The organism is Massilia luteola, from assembly GCF_034420155.1.
GTDB lineage: Bacteria > Pseudomonadota > Gammaproteobacteria > Burkholderiales > Burkholderiaceae_D > Telluria > Telluria luteola.
Genome location: NZ_JAXOFN010000018.1, coordinates 115655 through 132358, shown reverse-complemented (window position 1 = coordinate 132358; position 16704 = coordinate 115655). Strand labels below are relative to the sequence as shown.

Below are 16704 nucleotides of genomic sequence, written 5' to 3'. Positions count from 1 at the left end.
TTTTTACTTGCATAGGAACGACGCAATGAAGCTGCACAAGTCTGCTTTTCCTGGTTGGCGGATATTGGTCCGCCATGTTTTGTTCGCGATGCTCGGCGGGGTGTTCGCCATGTCGGCGCACGCCGAGGCCGGGCGCGAACGGCTGTCGCTCGATCGCGGCTGGCTGTTTCACCTTGGGGACGTACCATTCCACGTGCCCGCCACGCAGGATGAAACCTATTACGCCACCAAGGCCGGCATGGCGTCGGGTGCGGCAGCCGTGAAATTCGATGACACCGCCTGGCGCAAGCTCGACCTGCCGCACGACTGGCAGGTCGAACAGCCATTCGACCCGAAAGCGAATATGGCCCAGGGCTTTCGCCCGCGCGGCATCGGCTGGTACCGGCGCTATATCGCGCTGCCCGAAAGCGATCGTGGCCGGCACGTCGAACTCGAATTCGGCGCCATCGCCACGCATGCGACGGTGTGGGTGAACGGGAACCTCGTCAACCATAACTGGTCGGGCTATAACGAGGTGCGCATCGACATTACGCCGTACCTGCATTATGGCGACAAGCACGCCAACGTCGTCGCGGTCCGCGTCGATGCGAATGCGATGGAAGGCTGGTGGTACGAGGGGGCCGGCATGTACCGGCACACCTGGCTGGTCAAGACCGATGCCGTGCACGTGGTGCCCGACGGGGTGCGCGTCACGCCGCGCAAGACCGCTGGCGGCGCCTGGGAAATCCCGGCCACCGTCACGCTCGACAACGACGGCAAGCAGGACGCGCACGTCGAGGTCGAGATGGTGGTGACCGGCCCGGATGGCAAGCAGGTGGCCCGCCGCCGCGCGTCGGTGGACGTGCCGGTGCTGACGCAGGTGACCGCGCCGCTGCCCATGACGATACGCGATCCGATGCTGTGGTCGCTCGACCGGACCACGCTCTACCGCGTCACCACGACCGTGCGGCGCGACGGCAAGGTCGTGGACCGGCTTGCGCTCGATACTGGCTTTCGCACGCTGCGCTTCGACGCCGCGAAAGGCTTCTTCCTGAACGGCACGCACGTCAAGCTGCAGGGCGTGTGCCTGCATCAGGACCATGCCGGCGTCGGTGTCGCCGTGCCGAATGCGATCTGGGAATATCGCCTGCGCCGCCTGAAGGAGCTCGGCGTCAATGCGATCCGCTTTTCGCACAATGCGATCGCGTCCGAGGTGCTGGACATGGCCGACCGCATGGGCTTCCTGGTGATGGCGGAGAACCGCAATTTCAATCCGTCGCCGGATTACATGAAGCAGTTCGAGTGGATGCTCAAGCGCGACCGCCACCACCCGTCGATCATCCTGTGGTCGGTGTTCAACGAGGAGCCGGTGCAGGCCACGGAGGCCGGCTACGAAATGGCGCGGCGCATGGTGGCCGTTGCCAAGGCACTCGACGGGACGCGGCCAACCACTGCGGCCATGAGCAACGGTCTGCTGACGCCACTGAACGTGTCGCATGCGGTGGACGTGGTCGGTGCCAATTATCAGATTCCCGAGTACGACAAGTTCCATGCGGCCCGTCCCGACAAGCCTTTTACGAGTTCGGAAGATACGTCCGCATTCATGACACGCGGCGAATTCGCGACCGACAAGGCGCGTCATATCGAAACCAGCTACGACACCGAGGCGCCGGCCTGGGGCAATACCCATCGCGATGCCTGGCAAGCGATCGGCACGCGTGATTTCGTCGCCGGCGGCTTCGTCTGGACGGGCTTCGACTATCACGGCGAGTCCTGGCCCTACGCATCGTGGCCCTCGGTCAGTTCGTTCTTCGGCATCATGGACTTGAACGGTTTTCCGAAGACGGCGTACTACATGCACCAGGTCCAGTGGATCAAGGATCGTCCGCTCGTCTACATCGCGCCGCACTGGAACTGGGCCGGCAAGGAGGGCCAGCCGATTGTCGTCAGGGTGATGTCCAACGCCGAACGCGTCAAGCTCCTGCTGAACGGTCAGGAAATCGGCGAGCAGAAGGTCGACCATTACCGGATGAACGACTTCAAGGTCGCTTATGCGCCAGGCGCGCTGGAAGCAATCGCCTACACGGGCGGCAAGGAAGTCGCGCGCGCGCGGGTCGAGACCACCGGCCCGGCCGTCGCGCTGGAATTGGTGCCGGATCGGGCCGCCCTCGATGGCGACGGGCGCGACGCCATGCCGATCACCGTCCGCGCGCTCGATGCACAGGGCAGGGCGGTTCCGCTCGCGCAGGACGAAGTGCGGTTTGCCATCGCTGGCGCCGGCCAGTCGATTGGCAATGGCAATGGCGATCCGAATTCACACGAAGACGAGAAAGGCAGTACGCGCAAACTGTTCAACGGCCTGGCCCAGTTGCTCGTGCAGAGCAACTGGAACAGTAGCGGTTCGATCGAAGTCGACGCCAGCGCTTCCGGGTTGCGGGCCGCGCACCTGACGATTCCGGTCAGGGCCGTCGCGCCGGTCGCGTACGTGCCTGCGGCGGCCCCGCCGGTCGACGACAAGCCGTAGCGCTGGATTGCGCAATTCGACGGCAGTTGCCCGGATGACCGCGCCGCTGCCGGCGCCTTGCTGGCGCCGCCTCACGAGGGATGCAGTGTCGCCCGTGGTAACGAGGCGGCTCGGCAAGGCGCGCAGTGCCACCTGTTGATAATTGGAATAAAAAAAGGGAGCATTTCCGCTCCCCAGTCCATCAGTAGTGATAGCGGCAGGAGATGATCGCCAACTCGTTCTCGCGCACTTCGTAGACGAGACGGTTTGCTTCATCGATCCTGCGCGACCGGAAGCCGCTCAGGCTGTATCGCAAGGCCTCCGGCTTGCCGATTCCCTCGAAAGGGCGTCTCTATGCATCCTTGATCAGGTCATCGATGCGTTTGAGCGCCTTTTTATCTTGCGTTTGCCAGTCAACGTAGGTTTCCCAAGACTCAGGGGTGAACGTCAGGTCGAGCATGCTGCTGATCCTCAGCTTCAGGGGTTTCCATTAACTCCCGATGCTGCGCTTGACCGGAACGTGCCTGGGCAATGAATTGGGCCAAGCGAGCCGCGTTGGCAGGCGAGCTCAACAGGTGCGCAGTCTCCATGAGGCTGCTGTCGTAATCGAAGGACATAACGACCGCATCAGGTGCATCGCGGCGCGAGATGACGGTGACGTCAGCATCGTCAACCACTTGGTCGATAACAGTCCGCAGACTGTTGCGCGCATCGGAAAAGTTGACGATTCGCATTTCTTTACGCCGCTTGGCCGGATTGATTATTATTTTTATACAATACTGTAGAGAGACACATTGTTGCTTTTGTAGTCTCGTGCGGTCACCCGTCAACCAGCCCGAATCTGTCGCGTTTGTACTAGAAACATCGCAGCCCCGTTGGCATGCTCCCGATCTGCCCGTATGCTGGGCAGCATCGCAGATCCCCAAGCCCATCATCCCCATGCCCACGGCGCCGCCCATCCGACCCCACCACCGCGAACTCGCCCCCCCGGCCGCACTGCAAAGCGCCATCAAGTGCTTCTGGTACGACCGCCGGGATGCGGGCACGTTGAGCCAGCCGTTCGAGGTCCTGCCCGACGGCTACGCCGAAATCATTTTTCACTTCGGCGACACGTGCGGCCTTCCCGGCATCGGATGCGTCCAGCAACTGCCGTCGCCTTTCCTGATGGGCTTACTGAACCAGCCCGTGACGCTGGACGTCCGCGGCCGGTTCGACATCGTCGGCATCCGCTGCTATCCGTGGGCCGTGTTCGACCTGCTCGGCCTCGCGCCGGGGACCGCGGGCGTGCGCGTGTTCGCGCATCCCATCGCCAGCCTGCACGCGACGCTCGCGCGGTGCATCCAGGCTGGGCGCATCGACGAAGCGCTGGCCCACGTCGAACGCTGCTTCATGCAGGCGCGCGCACCCGTCGACGCCATGCTGGCCCGCGCGGGCGCGGCGATGCGGGAAGCGAACGGCACGCTGGCCGTCAGCGAAGTCGCCGCGGCCGCGCATGCGACCGTGCGTACGCTGGAGCGCAAGTTCAAGCAGTCGTCCGGCCATACGGTCAAGGAGGTGTCCGGCCTGATGCGCTTCGAGCAGGTGCGCAACGCGTTGTTCCATCGGCCGCAGGCCAGCATTGCCGGCCTGGCGCAGGCGCTGGGGTATGTCGACCAGTCGCACTTGAGCCGCGAATTCAAGCGCTACAGCGGCACGACGCCCGCGGCGTTCGCGCGCAGGCAGCCGCGCGGCGATTTTGGCGGGTTTGTACAAGCCTGACGACAAGGGCGCCGGTATCGTTCCCGGATGACCTCTACATCACCCCATTACGACGTGATCATCGCCGGCGCAGGTCCCGTCGGCCTGTTCCTCGCCTGCGAACTGGCGCTCGCACGCTGCACCGTACTGGTGCTGGAAAAAGCCGCCGATCCCGATTCGCCGTTGAAGCGCCTGCCGTTCGGGATGCGCGGGCTGTCGTCGCCCAGCATCGAAGCGCTGTACCGCCGCGGCCTGCTGGACGAACTGCAGGTGCCCAAAAAACTCGAGCATCCCTTCGTCAGCGCGACCGGCACGCAAGTCCGGCGCCAGGCGGGGCACTTCGCCGGCATTCCGTTTCATCGCGCGGACGTCGACGTGTCGCAATGGCCGTGGCACCTGCCCGGCGCGACGCCGACCAATCTGCTGGCCGAGATGGCGGAACTGGAAGCCGTGCTGGCCCGCCGCGCGCACGCGCTGGGCGTCCAGATCCGGCGCGGCCTTGCCGTGACAAAGGTCGATCAAGCGGCGGACGACGTGACCGTGCATGCGGGCGGGCAGGCTTTCACGGGCCGCTGGCTCGTGGGCTGCGACGGCGCGCGCAGTGCCGTGCGCAAGGCCGGCAGCTTCGAATTCGCGGGCACGGAGCCCGAATTCACGGGTTATACGGTCAAGGCCGATCTCGTCGATCCGGCGCAGATCAAGATAGGCCGCACCATGACGCCCGCCGGCATGGTCATCCAGTTCCAGCCGGGGCATCTGGCGCTCGGCGATTTCGACGGCGGGGCCGCCCACGACGCCGGCCGGCCCATCACGCGCGAGCACGTGCAGGCGGCGCTGCGTCGCGTCTCCGGCACCGATGCGACGATCGCCGCGCTGCATCTCGCCACCACGTGGACCGATCGCGCGCGCCAGGCCACCGCCTATCGCGACGGGCGGATCCTGCTGGCCGGGGACGCCGCGCACATCCATTCGCCGCTGGGCGGGCAGGGACTGAATCTCGGGCTGGGCGATGCGATGAACCTGGGCTGGAAGCTCGCCGCGACCGTCCACGGCACCGCACCGGCCGGCCTGCTCGACACCTATCACGCGGAGCGGCACCCGATCGGCGCGCGGGTGCTGGACTGGTCGCGCGCGCAGGTGGCGATCATGCGGCCGGAACCCGCGGCCCGCGCGTTGAATGCGGTCATCCGCGACCTGATGGACACGCGCGACGGCGCCACGTATGTGGCGGGCAGGGTGTGGGGCATCGACATGCGCTACGACCTCGGCGGCGATCATCCGCTGGCCGGCCGCAGCGTACCCGACTTCGTGTTCGACGATGGGACGACGATGGGCACGACGATGAGCACGGCCATGCGCGACGGCCGGGCCATCCTGCTCGATGTCGGCGCGGACGCGGCGCTGGCGGCCTTTGCGCGGCGCTATGGCGGCCGGATGACGTATGTGTCGGGTGCCGTCCGCGACGCGCTCGGTGCGAGCGCATTGCTGGTCCGGCCCGACGGCATCGTCGCCTGGGCCTGCGGCGGCCCGCCCGATCGCACCGGACTGGCGCAGGCGGCCGCGCGCTGGTTCGGTGGCGCGGATGCCGCGGATGGCGCGGATGCCGTGGAGCATGCTGCACTGCGATGAGGCGCGCGGCGTCACCGTAATCCGCACGCGCCCTGCATCAGGCTACAATAGGGCCCATGAAAAACTGGATCAGCCGCCTCCGGGGCGGCGCCGACAACCCGGCCTCCGCGCCGCCCGTCCCTGCGGCCGCGGGGGATGACGAACAGCCCGGCGGCGTCGCCGCCGAGATCGAAGCCACGTACTACCGCTGGCTGACGGCATCCGCCGGCTACGATGCCCCGGCCGACGTCGAAACCGCGATCCTCGACCAGGTCCGCGCGCTGGCGCGCGACCCGGCCAGCGCGGCCGAGCTGGTGCCGCGCGTGCCCGAAGTGATCCCGCAACTGCTGCGCAGCCTGCAGGACGAGGCGTCGAACGCCGAGCTGGCGCGCCAGGTCGCGCAGGACGTCGTCCTCGTCGCGGAAGTGATCCGCGAGGCGAACAGCGCCTATTACCGGCCGATGTCGCCCGTGAAGACGGTCGAGGCGGCCCTCATGATGCTGGGCCAGAACGGCTTGCGCATGCTGCTCGCGCGCATCGCGTTCCGCCCGATCATCAAGCTGCAGGCGACCGGCTTCACGCGCCTGGCCGCGCCGCTGGTCTGGAACCAGTCGGAGAAATGCGCGCTGGCCGCCAGCCTCATGGCGCCGGGCCTCACGGCCGGGGCGTTCGAAGCCTACCTGGCCGGCCTGATGCAGAATCTCGGCGTCGTCGTCGGCTTCCGCCTGGCCGACCGCGTCTGCGAAGACGGCAAGGTGCCCGGCTCCAGCGACTTCGGCCTGCAATTGCTGGCCGAGGGCCGCAACCTGTCGGCGGCCATCGCGCAGCACTGGGACTTCCCGCAGCCGGTCGCCGATGCCATCGCGCACGCGGGCGCTCCGGACGACGGGAACCTGGCCCAGGCGCTCGCGCTGGGCGACCGTATTTCCAAGCTGCGGCTCCTGATCGACGCCAACGTGGTCGACGAGGACGACGACTTCGTCACCGAGGGCCTCGACAATTTCCAGCGCCGCTGTCTCGGCAAGCTGAGCACCGTCGAAAGCTGATCCGCAACATAGATTCGTGTTGCACGCATCGTTGCGCCACACCCGTGTTGCCACGCCTGGGTTTCCGTGTAATTATGATTTTCGGACAGGAAACTTTTATCTGGGTAATACTCAAGCGTGGAGGTGGAACGATGATCCGCAAGACGAAAGTTGCATCGCTGATATTGACGCTGGCGCTACTGCCCTGGTGCGGCGGCCAGGCCGTGGCCGGACCGCTGGACGAGGCGAAGGCCAAGGCCCACCTCGACGCTGTGGCCGCCGGCGACCTGGAAGCGCTGATGCGCGACTATGCCGACGACGCCTACATGGAGTGGGTCGGCGGGCCGCTCGACGGCCGCTACCGGGGCAAGGCCGAGATCCGCGCCGTCTGGCAGAAATTCATCGCGGTCAATGGCGGCCAGCCGCGTCCGGCGACGTTCGGCAAGCTGAAGGCATTCTCCAACCCGCACGGCACGTCGGTCGAGGCCGGGGCCGGCTATGGCGGGAAGCTGCCGATGAAAGTCTGGCACGCGCTGACCTACCGCGACGGCGACCTGACCACCGAAGTCTGGCAGATCGCCCCGGCGCTGCAGATCGAGCCGTGATGCGTGCGTCGCTGCTCGTGCTGGCGGCGGCGCTGTGCGGTGGCGCGGCCGGCGCCGCGCCCGTCGAGGTGCTCGTGCGCACGCCTGCGGGCGCGCCGCTGGCCGACGCCGCCGTGCTCGTCGAGCCGCTCGCGGGCACGGCCGTGCGCCCGCGCGGGCGCGCGCCCGCCACGCACGTGGCCATCGAGCAGCGCGGCCGCGAATTCATCCCGTGGATGACCGTCGTGCAGACCGGCACCAGCGTCGACTTCCCCAACAACGACACGGTCCGCCATCACGTGTACTCGTTCTCCGAACCCAAGCGTTTCGAGATCAAGCTGTACGCGGGCAAGCCGGGCCAGCCCATCGTGTTCGACAAGCCGGGCCAGGTCGACATCGGCTGCAATATCCACGACTGGATGGAGGCGCACGTGCTCGTCGTCGACACGCCGTACTTCGCCCGCACGGGCGCGGACGGCCGCGCCACCATCGCCGCCGTCCCGGCGGGGCGCTACCGCCTGCGCCTGTGGCATCCGCTGCAGAAGGCGCAGGCCGCGCCGGACGACATCGAGATCGGCGACGCGCCGGTGCGCCAGACGCTCGTGCTGGACGCGCGCCCGCGCGAGCCGAAGCCGCACACCGAGGACGACACGGACCACTACTGACATGTCATCGAGATCGCTGCGGCACCGGATCGCCATCGTCTTCGTCGGCCTGCTGGTGCTGGTCATGGGGTTCGTGCTGGCGCTCGTCCACAGCAGCAGCGCGCGCATCGTCGAACGCGAGACGCAGCGCGAGCTGGCCGTCGGCGCCAAGGTGTTCCAGCGCCTGCTTGAACAGAACCAGCGCCAGCTCGAGACGGCGGCCAGCGTGCTGTCCGCCGACTTCGCGTTCCGCGAGGCGATCGCCACGCAGGACCAGCCGACCGTGCGCTCCGTGATCCGCAACCACGGCCAGCGCATCCACGCTGACGTCATGATGGTCACCGGCACCGACGGCAGGATGATCGCCGCCACGCAGAGCACCTTTGCCGCCGGCGACCCGTTCCCGTTTCCCGACCTGCTCGCGGCGGCCGAAGCCGCGGGTCGCAGTGCCGGTTTCCGCCAGATGCGCAACGGCCAGCTGTACCAGGTGGTGCTCGTGCCGATCATGGCGCCCACGCGCATCGCCTGGGTGGCGATGGGCTTCCACGTGGACGACCGCTGGGCGCACGAGATGGCCGGCGTGACCGGGCTCGGTGTGCAGATCGTGCGCGCGGGCGTGCCCGGCCTGCTCGCGTCGTCCGGCGCCGCGGCAACCGATGCCGGCGGCGCGCGCAACGCATCGGTCGGCGTGCCGCTGGACGGCGGCCTGCAGGCCGTGCTGCAGCTGCCGGTCGCGCAGGTGCAGGCGCCGTTCAGCCAGTTGCAGGGACGGCTGCTGGGTGTGATCGCCGCGGCCGTGCTGGTGTTCGCGCTGGGCAGCGTGATGCTGGCCGGCCGCATCGTCCGGCCCCTGAACGATTTATCCGCCGCGGCGCGCCGCATCGCACTGGGCGATTACGCGCAGCCGCTGCCGCCGGCGCAGGGCGACGAGATCGGCCAGCTGGCCGGCAGCTTCGAACAGATGCGCACCGGGATCGCGAGCCGCGAGGAACGCATCGTGCGGCTCGCGTATGTCGACGCATTGACGGACCTGCCGAACCGCACGCGCTTCCTGGAAGCCTTCGGCCGCCTCACGCCGGGCGGGGGCGGCGCCGTGATCGTCGTGAACATCGACCGCTTCGCTCTCATCAACAATGCGCTGGGCCACCTCGTCGGCGACCGCCTGCTGCGCGCCGTGGCCGGCCAGCTGCGGCCGCTGGTGCCGGCCGGCGGCATGCTGGCGCGCCTGTGGGGCGACCAGTTCGCGTTCCTGCTGGAGGGCGCCGACCTGGATGCGGCGCGGCGCTTCGTCGACGGCGTGCTGGCCGCATTGCGCGACCCCGTCACGCTGGACGGCCAGCGCCTCGACATCGAGGCCGGCGTGGGCATCGCACTGTATCCGGACGACGGCCTCGATGCCGCCACGCTCCTGCGGCGCGCCGAGCTGGCGCTGGCCGCGGCCAAGCGCCGCCATTCCGGCGTCGCGTTCGCGTCCGAGACGGGCGCCGAGCCCGCGCACGAGCAGTTGTCCCTCATCGGCGACATGCGGCGCGCGCTTCTCGCCGGCGAATTCACGCTCGCTTACCAGCCCAAGCTGGCCCTGGGCAGCGGGCGCATCGTGGCCGTGGAGGCGCTGCTGCGCTGGCAGCATCCGGAGCGCGGCAGCATCGCGCCGGCGCGCTTCATCCCGTTCGCCGAGCAGACGGGTTTCATCCGCGAGATCACGCCGTGGGTGCTGGAGACGGCCGTGCGCCAGGCCGCCGTCTGGCATGCGGCGGGGCTGGACATCGCGGTGTCGGCGAACCTGTCGACGCTGGACCTGCTCGATCCGCACCTGGGCCGGCGCGTGCGCGACCTGCTGGAGACGTATGCCGTGCCGGCGCGCCGCCTGTGCCTGGAAATCACCGAGAGCGCGCTGATGGACGACCCGGCGCAGGCGCAGGCGCACCTGGACGAACTGGCGGCCCTCGGCATCAAGCTGTCGATCGACGACTACGGCGTCGGCCAGGCGTCGCTGGCCTATCTGAAAAGCCTGCCCGTCGACGAACTGAAACTCGACCGCAGCTTCGTCACGGCGATCACGGAATCGCCGCGCAACGCGGCCATCGTCGAATCGACCATCATGCTCAGCCACGCGCTCGGCCTCACCGTCGTCGCCGAGGGCGTGGAGACGCCGGCCGAGCTGCGCTGGCTGCGCGAGCACGGCTGCGACATCGCGCAGGGTTACTGCATCGCGCGCCCGATGACGGCCGCGCAGTTGCAGGGCTGGCTGGCCGAGTTCGCGGCCAGGACGACGGCCTGAATCCGGTCAGGCGAGGAAGTCGAACGCCGACGCCGGCCGCCCCTGGCTCATCATGCCGAACAGCGAGTTGGCGCCCGCGTTCGCATATTGCTGCACCAGGCTGCTCGCCTGCGCATTGACGGCCTGGGTCATCTGCGTCTTCTTGTCGGCGAGCGCGTCGCGGTCCTTCGTCACGGCGGTGGCCTGGTTCGCGAGCGTGCTTCCCGTCGCCAGCTGCTGCGCCAGACCGGCGCCGAGCCTGTCCGCGAGCCCCGTGCCGCCGTCGGCGAACACCTTCGCCACCCGGTCCGGCGCGGCGGCGATGGCCGCGTTCAGCTTCGTCTCGTCGACCGTCAGCTTGCCGTTCTTCGTGCCGACGCCGATGGCCGCCAGCGCGGCCGCATCGGCGCCGCCGACGAGCCGCGCGACCTGATCCTGGATCTGCGCCAGCAGGCGGTCGGAGGCGACGTCGCCCGACTTGAGGCCGGCCAGGCGCGCCGGCAGGCCGTTGACGGCGGCGGCGAAGGCCTTCACGTTGCGCGCGATGGCGTCGTTGTCGCCGGCGATCGTGACCGTGCCGGTGCCTGTCGCCTTGAGGTCGAGGGTGACGCCGGCGATGGCGCCCGTCAGCCGGTTGCCGGCGCTCGTGACAGCCTTGCCGTCGACGTTCACGACCGCGTCCTGCGCGGCGCTCGTCTGCGTGACCGTGCCGCGCGCGGGCGGCTGCCAGGCCAGCAGCGCCTGCAACGCCGGGTCGCCAGAGACCTGCACGCGCATCGCGTTCGCGGCGCCGGGCCGGCCGCTCAAGCTCAGGGCCACGCCCTTGTCGCCGGTCACCAGCTTCGCATCGATGCCGGCCGCCTTGAATGCGGCGGCGATGCCTTCCAGCGTGTTGTCGGGCGCGCCGATGCGGAGCGTTTTCGTGTCGCTTCCCGTCTGGATTTTGACGACGGTCGGCGTGCCGCTGCCGATGGCCGTGGTGGCGGAGGGCACCGTGACGGTCGACAGTTGCTGGCCCTGGGCCAGCTGCTTCACGTCGACCTTGTGCGTGCCGGCCGCGGCGCCGGCTGCCGTGATGCGCGCATCGACCGCCTTGCCGTCGACCTGCGTGGCCAGTTTCAGGCCGCTGGCCGCGACCGTGCCGGCGACCGACTTCACGTCGTCCAGCACGTTGGCGAGCCGGCCCAGCGTGGACAGGCGCGCGTCGTCGCGCCGGAGCTGCGCGTCGATGCCTTGCAGGCCGGTGCTGCGCGCGGTGAGCGATTTCACGGCGCTGCCGTACAGGTCGGACAGGCTCTTGCTGCCGGCCGTGGCCGCGGCCGTCGTCGTGGAGGGAATGGTCGTCATGCGTGTATTATCCGCGCAAACTTGTCATCTCATTCATTGAACACCGCCAGGATCAGGCGTCAATCCCGGCTTTCGCCCGCGCCGGCGCCTCGACGAAGCCGGCGACGGCGCCCACCACCTCGCCGGTCGCGTCGCGCAGGGGCACGGCGTTGATGACGACGTGCAGCCGTTCGTCGTCGGAGAAGCGTACCGTCAGCGTTTCGCCGCGGATTTCCTCGCCGGTGGTGGCGGCGCGCTGCAGCGGCAGCTGGTCGAGGGCCAGCAGCGTGGCGCCGGCATATACGGCGAATGCCCGTCCGCCCGGGGCGTCGGCCAGGGGATTCTCGCCATGGCGCAGGCGCAGCAGGCGTTCGGCGACGGGATTGGCCTTGACGCGCCGGCATTCGCGGTCGCTGGCGAGGAACAGCGCGGCGGGCGCCGCCTGCATCAGGCCTTCCAGCTCGCTCGTGCGGCGCTGCTCGCGCCGTTGGCTGTCCTGCAGGGCGCCCGCCAGGCGCCGCTGTTCGGTGATCTCTTCGACGATGACCGTCACACCCAGCAGCGTCCCGGCGCCGTCGAATATCGGGTGGAGGCTTTCGCGCCAGACGCGGCGATGGTGCGGCTGGGCCGGCGTGGCGCCGTCGAACACGGAACCGACGATGGGCTCTCCCGACGCCATGACCTGGCGGATGCGGATGTCGGCGGCCGGCGCGATTTCGGGAATGACGTCGTGGATCGACTTGCCGATGTGGTCTTCGGCCGGCAGCCCGTTGATGTCGGCCAGCAGGCGGTTGATGCGCACGTAGCGCAGCTCGAGGTCCAGCACGGCCAGCCCGACCGGCACCTGGGCGAGCGCGGCGTCGAGGGTCTGCATGGCGCGGCGCATGTCCATGTTTTCGCGCCCGGCGTCCGCCAGGCGTTGCTGCTGCCGGGCCAGGACAACGGCGATGACCGCTGCGAGAGGCATCAGCAGCAACAGGAGCTCTGCACTTACAACGGGCACGGCAATCCTCCGAACACATGGGCCGATGATTCTCGAAAATATCATTTTCTTTACGAAATCATCAATATGCGTGTGCGGGATCGCGGCTGTGAACGTGGGAACCCGGTGCGCTAACGTGCAAATGTGTGGCTGCGCAACATCAACCGTGTGACATGCGCCGCCCATGACGCCGATCCTGCGACCGTAATTTTACGTATATCAAAGACTTGTCGGATCAATAATAACCGGCAGCCGGACGGCTCGCGGCGATCCTCGCCGGTTCAACAGAAAGAGGCGGCATGTCATTCATCATCGTTCGCTCGTCGCCGACGCGCAGGCGGGGGCCAGGTTTTCGTGTGCCGGGGCAGTGCCGACGAACTTGGATTCCCGCTTGCGCGCGAACGACGGCTGCCTGCCCGCACGAAACTGAACAGCTAGCGACGATGATTGGCGCCCGCGTTTGTACGTCTAAGAAAGGCCTCGTTCACGCCGGCAGGCAGGCATATTCCGCATCCTGCATCGCATAGCGGGCGAACAAGAAGTCGCGGATCGACGACACGTATCCGTCCGACCAGCCGAGGACGACGAAATAATCCGGCCGCCCTGGGGCGCCTCCCGGCTGCCGGATCAGCACCGCCGGCAACCCTTCCACGACGCCCGGCCATGCCGTCCAACCCGTTGACTGGCCATAGCGCGTGAAGTACTGGCCCACGCCTGCGCCCTGCAGCCGCAGCCGGTTCACGAGGTCGAGCCGCACGTCGGCCGCCAGCGTCTCGCGCAGGGCGTCGAAGTCGCGCGCGTTGAACAGGTCGACGTAGCGCTGCAGCAGCTGCCTTTCCGCGTCCGGCAGGGCGGCGTGCGTGCCGGCGCCGGTCCCGTGTCCGGCCAGTTCGCGCAGGCGCCCGCGCCCGCGCTGCAGGGCCGATTTCACCGCGGGCACGGTCGTGTCGAGGATGGCGCTGACCTCGTCGGCGGAGTAGTCCAGCACGTCGAACAGGATGACCGCGCTGCGCTGCGCCGGGGGCAGGCGCATGAACGCCGGCAGGCTGGCCGACGTCGCTTCGCGGCGCGCCTGCTCGTCGTGCGCGTCGGCGATCGTGTCCACCTCGTCCTCGTCGCGTGCGGCGGGCGCGCGGGCCCTGCGCCGCAACAGGTCGAGCGCCAGGTTGTGCGCGATGCGGAACAGCCAGCCCTCCGGATTGTCGATGGGACGGTCCGGTGCCGGCGATTCCAGCGCGCGCACGAGCGCATCCTGGACGATGTCCTCGGCGTCGAGCACGGATGCGACCATGCGCGTGCAATAGCGGTGCAGCCGGGGACGCAGGCGCTCCAGGTCGACCGACTGGATGGACGATGGCGCGGCCGGGGTCATGCGGCGGCGACGGTCGCTGCGGCGTCGCAGGTGATGGCATCCATCTGCGCGATGGCCTTCACGCGGTCGAAATAGGCCGGCATCTCGGCATGCTGGCGCATCGCCGCGATGTCGTCGGCGCCGCGCCATTGGCCGTAGATGACGACGCGGCGGTTGTCGCGGGCGATGTGCAGCGTGGACGATACGAAGCCGGGGACTTTCGAAATCCACGCCTCCGTGCCTTGCCGCAGCAGGGTCACGAGGCGGTCGAGGTTTTCCGGCGCGACGGTGAAGATGTTGATCAGGGTGGTGGTCATATCGGTTCTCCATGAACCCGGACAGGAGGGTTCGCATCCGCATAGACGTCGGCGGATGGCGAAACGAATCGGTCCCGCGAAAAAAATTGATGGCCGGTGCGCGTCAGCATGGCGTGACGACCCGCACGACCGTCTCGCACCAGTCGCGGAACCCCATGCGCAGATAGAGGTCGTGGGCGCGCCGGTTGGCGCTCATCACGTGCAGGAACGGCGTGTTCGCGCGCGCCAGCTGGCGCATGACGAGCTTTTGCATCAGGCGTTGCGCGTAGCCGCGGCCCTGGTGGTCGGGATGCGTGCAGACGCCGCTGATCTCGCGCAGGTCGTCCGCCGCCATGCGCTCGCCGGCCATCGCGACGAGGCGGCCGTCCTCGACACAACCGAAGTACTCGCCCAGTTCGATGGTGCGCGGGCCGAACGGGCCGGGGCGCGTCAGCTGGGCCAGCGCCATGGCCTGGTCGACGTGGGCGGGGCCCAGCGGCAGGGCGTCCGGGGCCGGGTCGTGCGCCGGGCCCGCGCGGCCGTCCCACACGAGACGGAACATGGTGGCCTCCGCCGTGATGCGCCAGCCGTCCGGCTCCGGGCCGGACCAGGCGTCGCAATACAACTGTTCGCCGGGCGCGCAGAACGGACGTAGCGCGGCGAAGTCGGGCGCATGTGGATCGGGAAAGCCGACGATGGGCGAAAAGCCCGGCGCGTAGCGGCGCGCGCGGTCGGTGCCGGTGGCGAGGTGGCGGTGGGGGCCGTCGAGGCAGTTCCAGAAGACGTTGTCGAGCGGGTGTGCCATGGTCGTCGAAAGCCGTAAAACGTCACTCTAGCATGGCGCGGCGGCGTTCACGCGGGCAGCCGCAGCACCCAGTCGAGCAGGGGCCGGGCCGCGTCTTCCCAGCGCGGATCGAGCATCAGCGCGTGCGCCAGCCGCGGCACGAGGTGCGGCGTGGCGCCGTAATAGGTGGCGGTGCCGCGCACGGCGTCGGGACGGATGAAGCGGTCGTCCAGGCCGCCCAGCACGAACATCGGCGGCGACTGCCAGGGCATCGGCGCGAACGGCCGCCAGCCCTGCAGTTCGATGCCGACGTGGCGCGACTCGCCCTGCACGCGGGCGGCGAACCGGGCATAGTCGGCGTCGGGGAGGTCGTCGGAAAACAGGTGGCGGCGCATGGCGTCGGGGTCGAGCGACTGCGCGTCGGCGAAGCTCAGGCGCGCCAGTTGCTGGAACAGGTCGGGCGACGACAGCATCATCTGCCACGCCGAATAGGCGAGGCCCCACGGCGGGACGGACGCGAGCAGCGCGACCCCGGCCGCGTGGCCGCCGCTGCGCACCCAGTCCTGCACGACGGCGCCGCCGAGCGAGTGGCCGACGACGACCAGCGGTCCGCCGTCCAGTTGCGCGACGGCGCGGCGCAGGTCGTCCGTGTAGTCGGCCAGGCGCCAGTCGTTCAGGCGTTCGCGGCCGCCGCTGCCGCCGTGGCCGCGCAGGCTGAGCGCGTGCACGTCGAAGCCGGCGTCGGCGAACCAGGGCATGACGTGTTCTTCCCACACCCAGGCGCCCACGCAGATGCCGTGCACCAGCAGCAGGCGCGGGCTGTCCGGACGAGGCCGGGCCGGACGGCGCGTGATCAGTTCCAGTTCCATGCATGCGTCAAGAGTGGCTCTCGACTGTATGGTAGCGCAATCGTGGCGCGGACCACGCATGGTTACAACGTTTCGCAAACCATGTCGTAGTCAAAGCGGCGCCATGTGGATATACTGAAAAAATTCTTGCAGGCAATAAACCAGACCATTTGCCGCTCGTTGTCATATCGAACCCGCAATCCTGTCATGCATCGACAAATAAATAGAATCGACGCCATCCATACCGGGCGGACCCAGGGCTTTACGCTGATCGAACTGATTGTCGTGATCGTCATCCTCGGCGTGTTATCGGCGGTGGCCTTGCCGAAATTCGTGGACCTCGGGTCGTCGGCCCGCGTTTCCTCGCTTCAGGCGCTGGCCGGATCCGTCAAAACGGGCATCGGCATGGTCAAGTCTCTGACTGCGATACGCGGGGCGGGCACGCCGGCCGGTGTTGTCGACCTGACGTTTGTCAGCATGGACTCCGCAACCCAGTTACGGGTCTGGAACGGCTACCCCGACCGGTGGTGCGACGGCATCGGCGCGGTCCTGCAAAGCATGACCGTCCCGAGTGGCGGCTGCTATCTCTCGGCAGCGGGCATCGAAGTCGACGGCTTTACGTTTTACGGTTTCGGGAACAACAAACTGCCCAACGGCGATGCCGGATGGCGAATCGAGAGCGCGCCGACGCCCACGCAATGCTCGGTTCAGTACACGTATAACGGCACGGGCGTTCCCGTCCTCAAGGTCAATACCGGCGGATGCTGAGGGAATCCG

General features: G+C 68.3%; 15 protein-coding genes and 1 pseudogene. 8 read left to right on the top strand and 8 right to left on the bottom strand.

Annotated elements, in window-relative coordinates; all coding sequences use genetic code 11:
- Window positions 1–109: 109 nt before the first annotated feature.
- Window positions 110–2503 carry a beta-galactosidase GalA gene (gene galA, locus U9J41_RS18625; protein WP_322403661.1) on the top strand — a complete coding sequence of 798 codons (2394 nt, stop codon included), beginning with the start codon at window positions 110–112 and terminating at the stop codon, window positions 2501–2503.
- A gap of 181 nt (window positions 2504–2684) precedes the next feature.
- On the opposite strand, the pseudogene U9J41_RS18620 reads toward galA, so the two are convergent.
- Together U9J41_RS18620 and U9J41_RS18615 are read right to left on the bottom strand one after the other, a co-directional pair.
- Window positions 2685–2942: pseudogene (locus U9J41_RS18620) on the bottom strand (Txe/YoeB family addiction module toxin).
- Complete coding sequence (locus tag U9J41_RS18615) at window positions 2917–3216, bottom strand: type II toxin-antitoxin system Phd/YefM family antitoxin (protein WP_322403660.1); 300 nt, start codon at window positions 3214–3216, stop codon at window positions 2917–2919. The pseudogene U9J41_RS18620 and the gene U9J41_RS18615 overlap by 26 nt, the downstream one beginning before the upstream one ends.
- 205 nt (window positions 3217–3421) lie before the next feature.
- On the opposite strand from U9J41_RS18615, the gene U9J41_RS18610 reads away from it, so the two are divergent.
- From U9J41_RS18610 to U9J41_RS18585, 6 genes are all read left to right on the top strand, one after another.
- A complete protein-coding gene (locus tag U9J41_RS18610) occupies window positions 3422–4240 on the top strand; it encodes an AraC family transcriptional regulator (RefSeq protein WP_322403659.1) in 819 nt (272 codons plus the stop codon).
- 27 nt (window positions 4241–4267) lie between these two features.
- The gene (locus tag U9J41_RS18605) at window positions 4268–5848 is read left to right on the top strand and encodes an FAD-dependent monooxygenase (protein ID WP_322403658.1); all 1581 of its coding nucleotides are present in this window, start codon (window positions 4268–4270) and stop codon (window positions 5846–5848) included.
- Between the two features lie 56 nt (window positions 5849–5904).
- Window positions 5905–6873 carry an HDOD domain-containing protein gene (locus U9J41_RS18600; RefSeq protein WP_322403657.1) on the top strand — a complete coding sequence of 323 codons (969 nt, stop codon included), beginning with the start codon at window positions 5905–5907 and terminating at the stop codon, window positions 6871–6873.
- 131 nt (window positions 6874–7004) lie between these two features.
- Window positions 7005–7457, top strand: a complete 453-nt coding sequence (locus U9J41_RS18595; protein WP_322403656.1) for a nuclear transport factor 2 family protein — start codon at window positions 7005–7007, stop codon at window positions 7455–7457.
- Window positions 7457–8101 carry a methylamine utilization protein gene (locus U9J41_RS18590; RefSeq protein ID WP_322403655.1) on the top strand — a complete coding sequence of 215 codons (645 nt, stop codon included), beginning with the start codon at window positions 7457–7459 and terminating at the stop codon, window positions 8099–8101. The genes U9J41_RS18595 and U9J41_RS18590 overlap by 1 nt, the downstream gene beginning before the upstream one ends.
- Window position 8102: 1 nt before the next feature.
- Window positions 8103–10361, top strand: a complete 2259-nt coding sequence (locus U9J41_RS18585) for a putative bifunctional diguanylate cyclase/phosphodiesterase (protein ID WP_322403654.1) — start codon at window positions 8103–8105, stop codon at window positions 10359–10361.
- A 6-nt stretch (window positions 10362–10367) separates the two neighbouring features.
- Here the strand turns inward: U9J41_RS18585 and fliD are convergent, their stop codons facing one another.
- The 6 genes from fliD to U9J41_RS18555 form a co-directional block, all read right to left on the bottom strand.
- Window positions 10368–11687 carry a flagellar filament capping protein FliD gene (fliD, locus tag U9J41_RS18580; protein ID WP_322403653.1) on the bottom strand — a complete coding sequence of 440 codons (1320 nt, stop codon included), beginning with the start codon at window positions 11685–11687 and terminating at the stop codon, window positions 10368–10370.
- A 52-nt stretch (window positions 11688–11739) separates the two neighbouring features.
- A complete protein-coding gene (locus U9J41_RS18575; protein WP_322403652.1) occupies window positions 11740–12669 on the bottom strand; it encodes a PAS domain-containing protein in 930 nt (309 codons plus the stop codon).
- A 463-nt stretch (window positions 12670–13132) separates the two neighbouring features.
- Complete coding sequence (locus U9J41_RS18570; RefSeq protein WP_322403651.1) at window positions 13133–14020, bottom strand: sigma-70 family RNA polymerase sigma factor; 888 nt, start codon at window positions 14018–14020, stop codon at window positions 13133–13135.
- Window positions 14017–14316, bottom strand: a complete 300-nt coding sequence (locus U9J41_RS18565; RefSeq protein ID WP_322403650.1) for an antibiotic biosynthesis monooxygenase family protein — start codon at window positions 14314–14316, stop codon at window positions 14017–14019. The genes U9J41_RS18570 and U9J41_RS18565 overlap by 4 nt, the downstream gene beginning before the upstream one ends.
- Before the next feature lie 103 nt (window positions 14317–14419).
- Window positions 14420–15100 carry a GNAT family N-acetyltransferase gene (locus U9J41_RS18560; RefSeq protein ID WP_322403649.1) on the bottom strand — a complete coding sequence of 227 codons (681 nt, stop codon included), beginning with the start codon at window positions 15098–15100 and terminating at the stop codon, window positions 14420–14422.
- A 47-nt stretch (window positions 15101–15147) separates the two neighbouring features.
- The gene (locus U9J41_RS18555; protein WP_322403648.1) at window positions 15148–15948 is read right to left on the bottom strand and encodes an alpha/beta hydrolase; all 801 of its coding nucleotides are present in this window, start codon (window positions 15946–15948) and stop codon (window positions 15148–15150) included.
- Window positions 15949–16053: 105 nt separating this feature from the next.
- Here U9J41_RS18555 and U9J41_RS18550 point away from each other — a divergent pair, with 105 nt between their 5' ends.
- On the top strand, window positions 16054–16695 hold the full coding sequence (locus U9J41_RS18550) for a type II secretion system protein (protein ID WP_322403647.1): 642 nt from the start codon (window positions 16054–16056) through the stop codon (window positions 16693–16695).
- Window positions 16696–16704 lie beyond the last annotated feature (9 nt).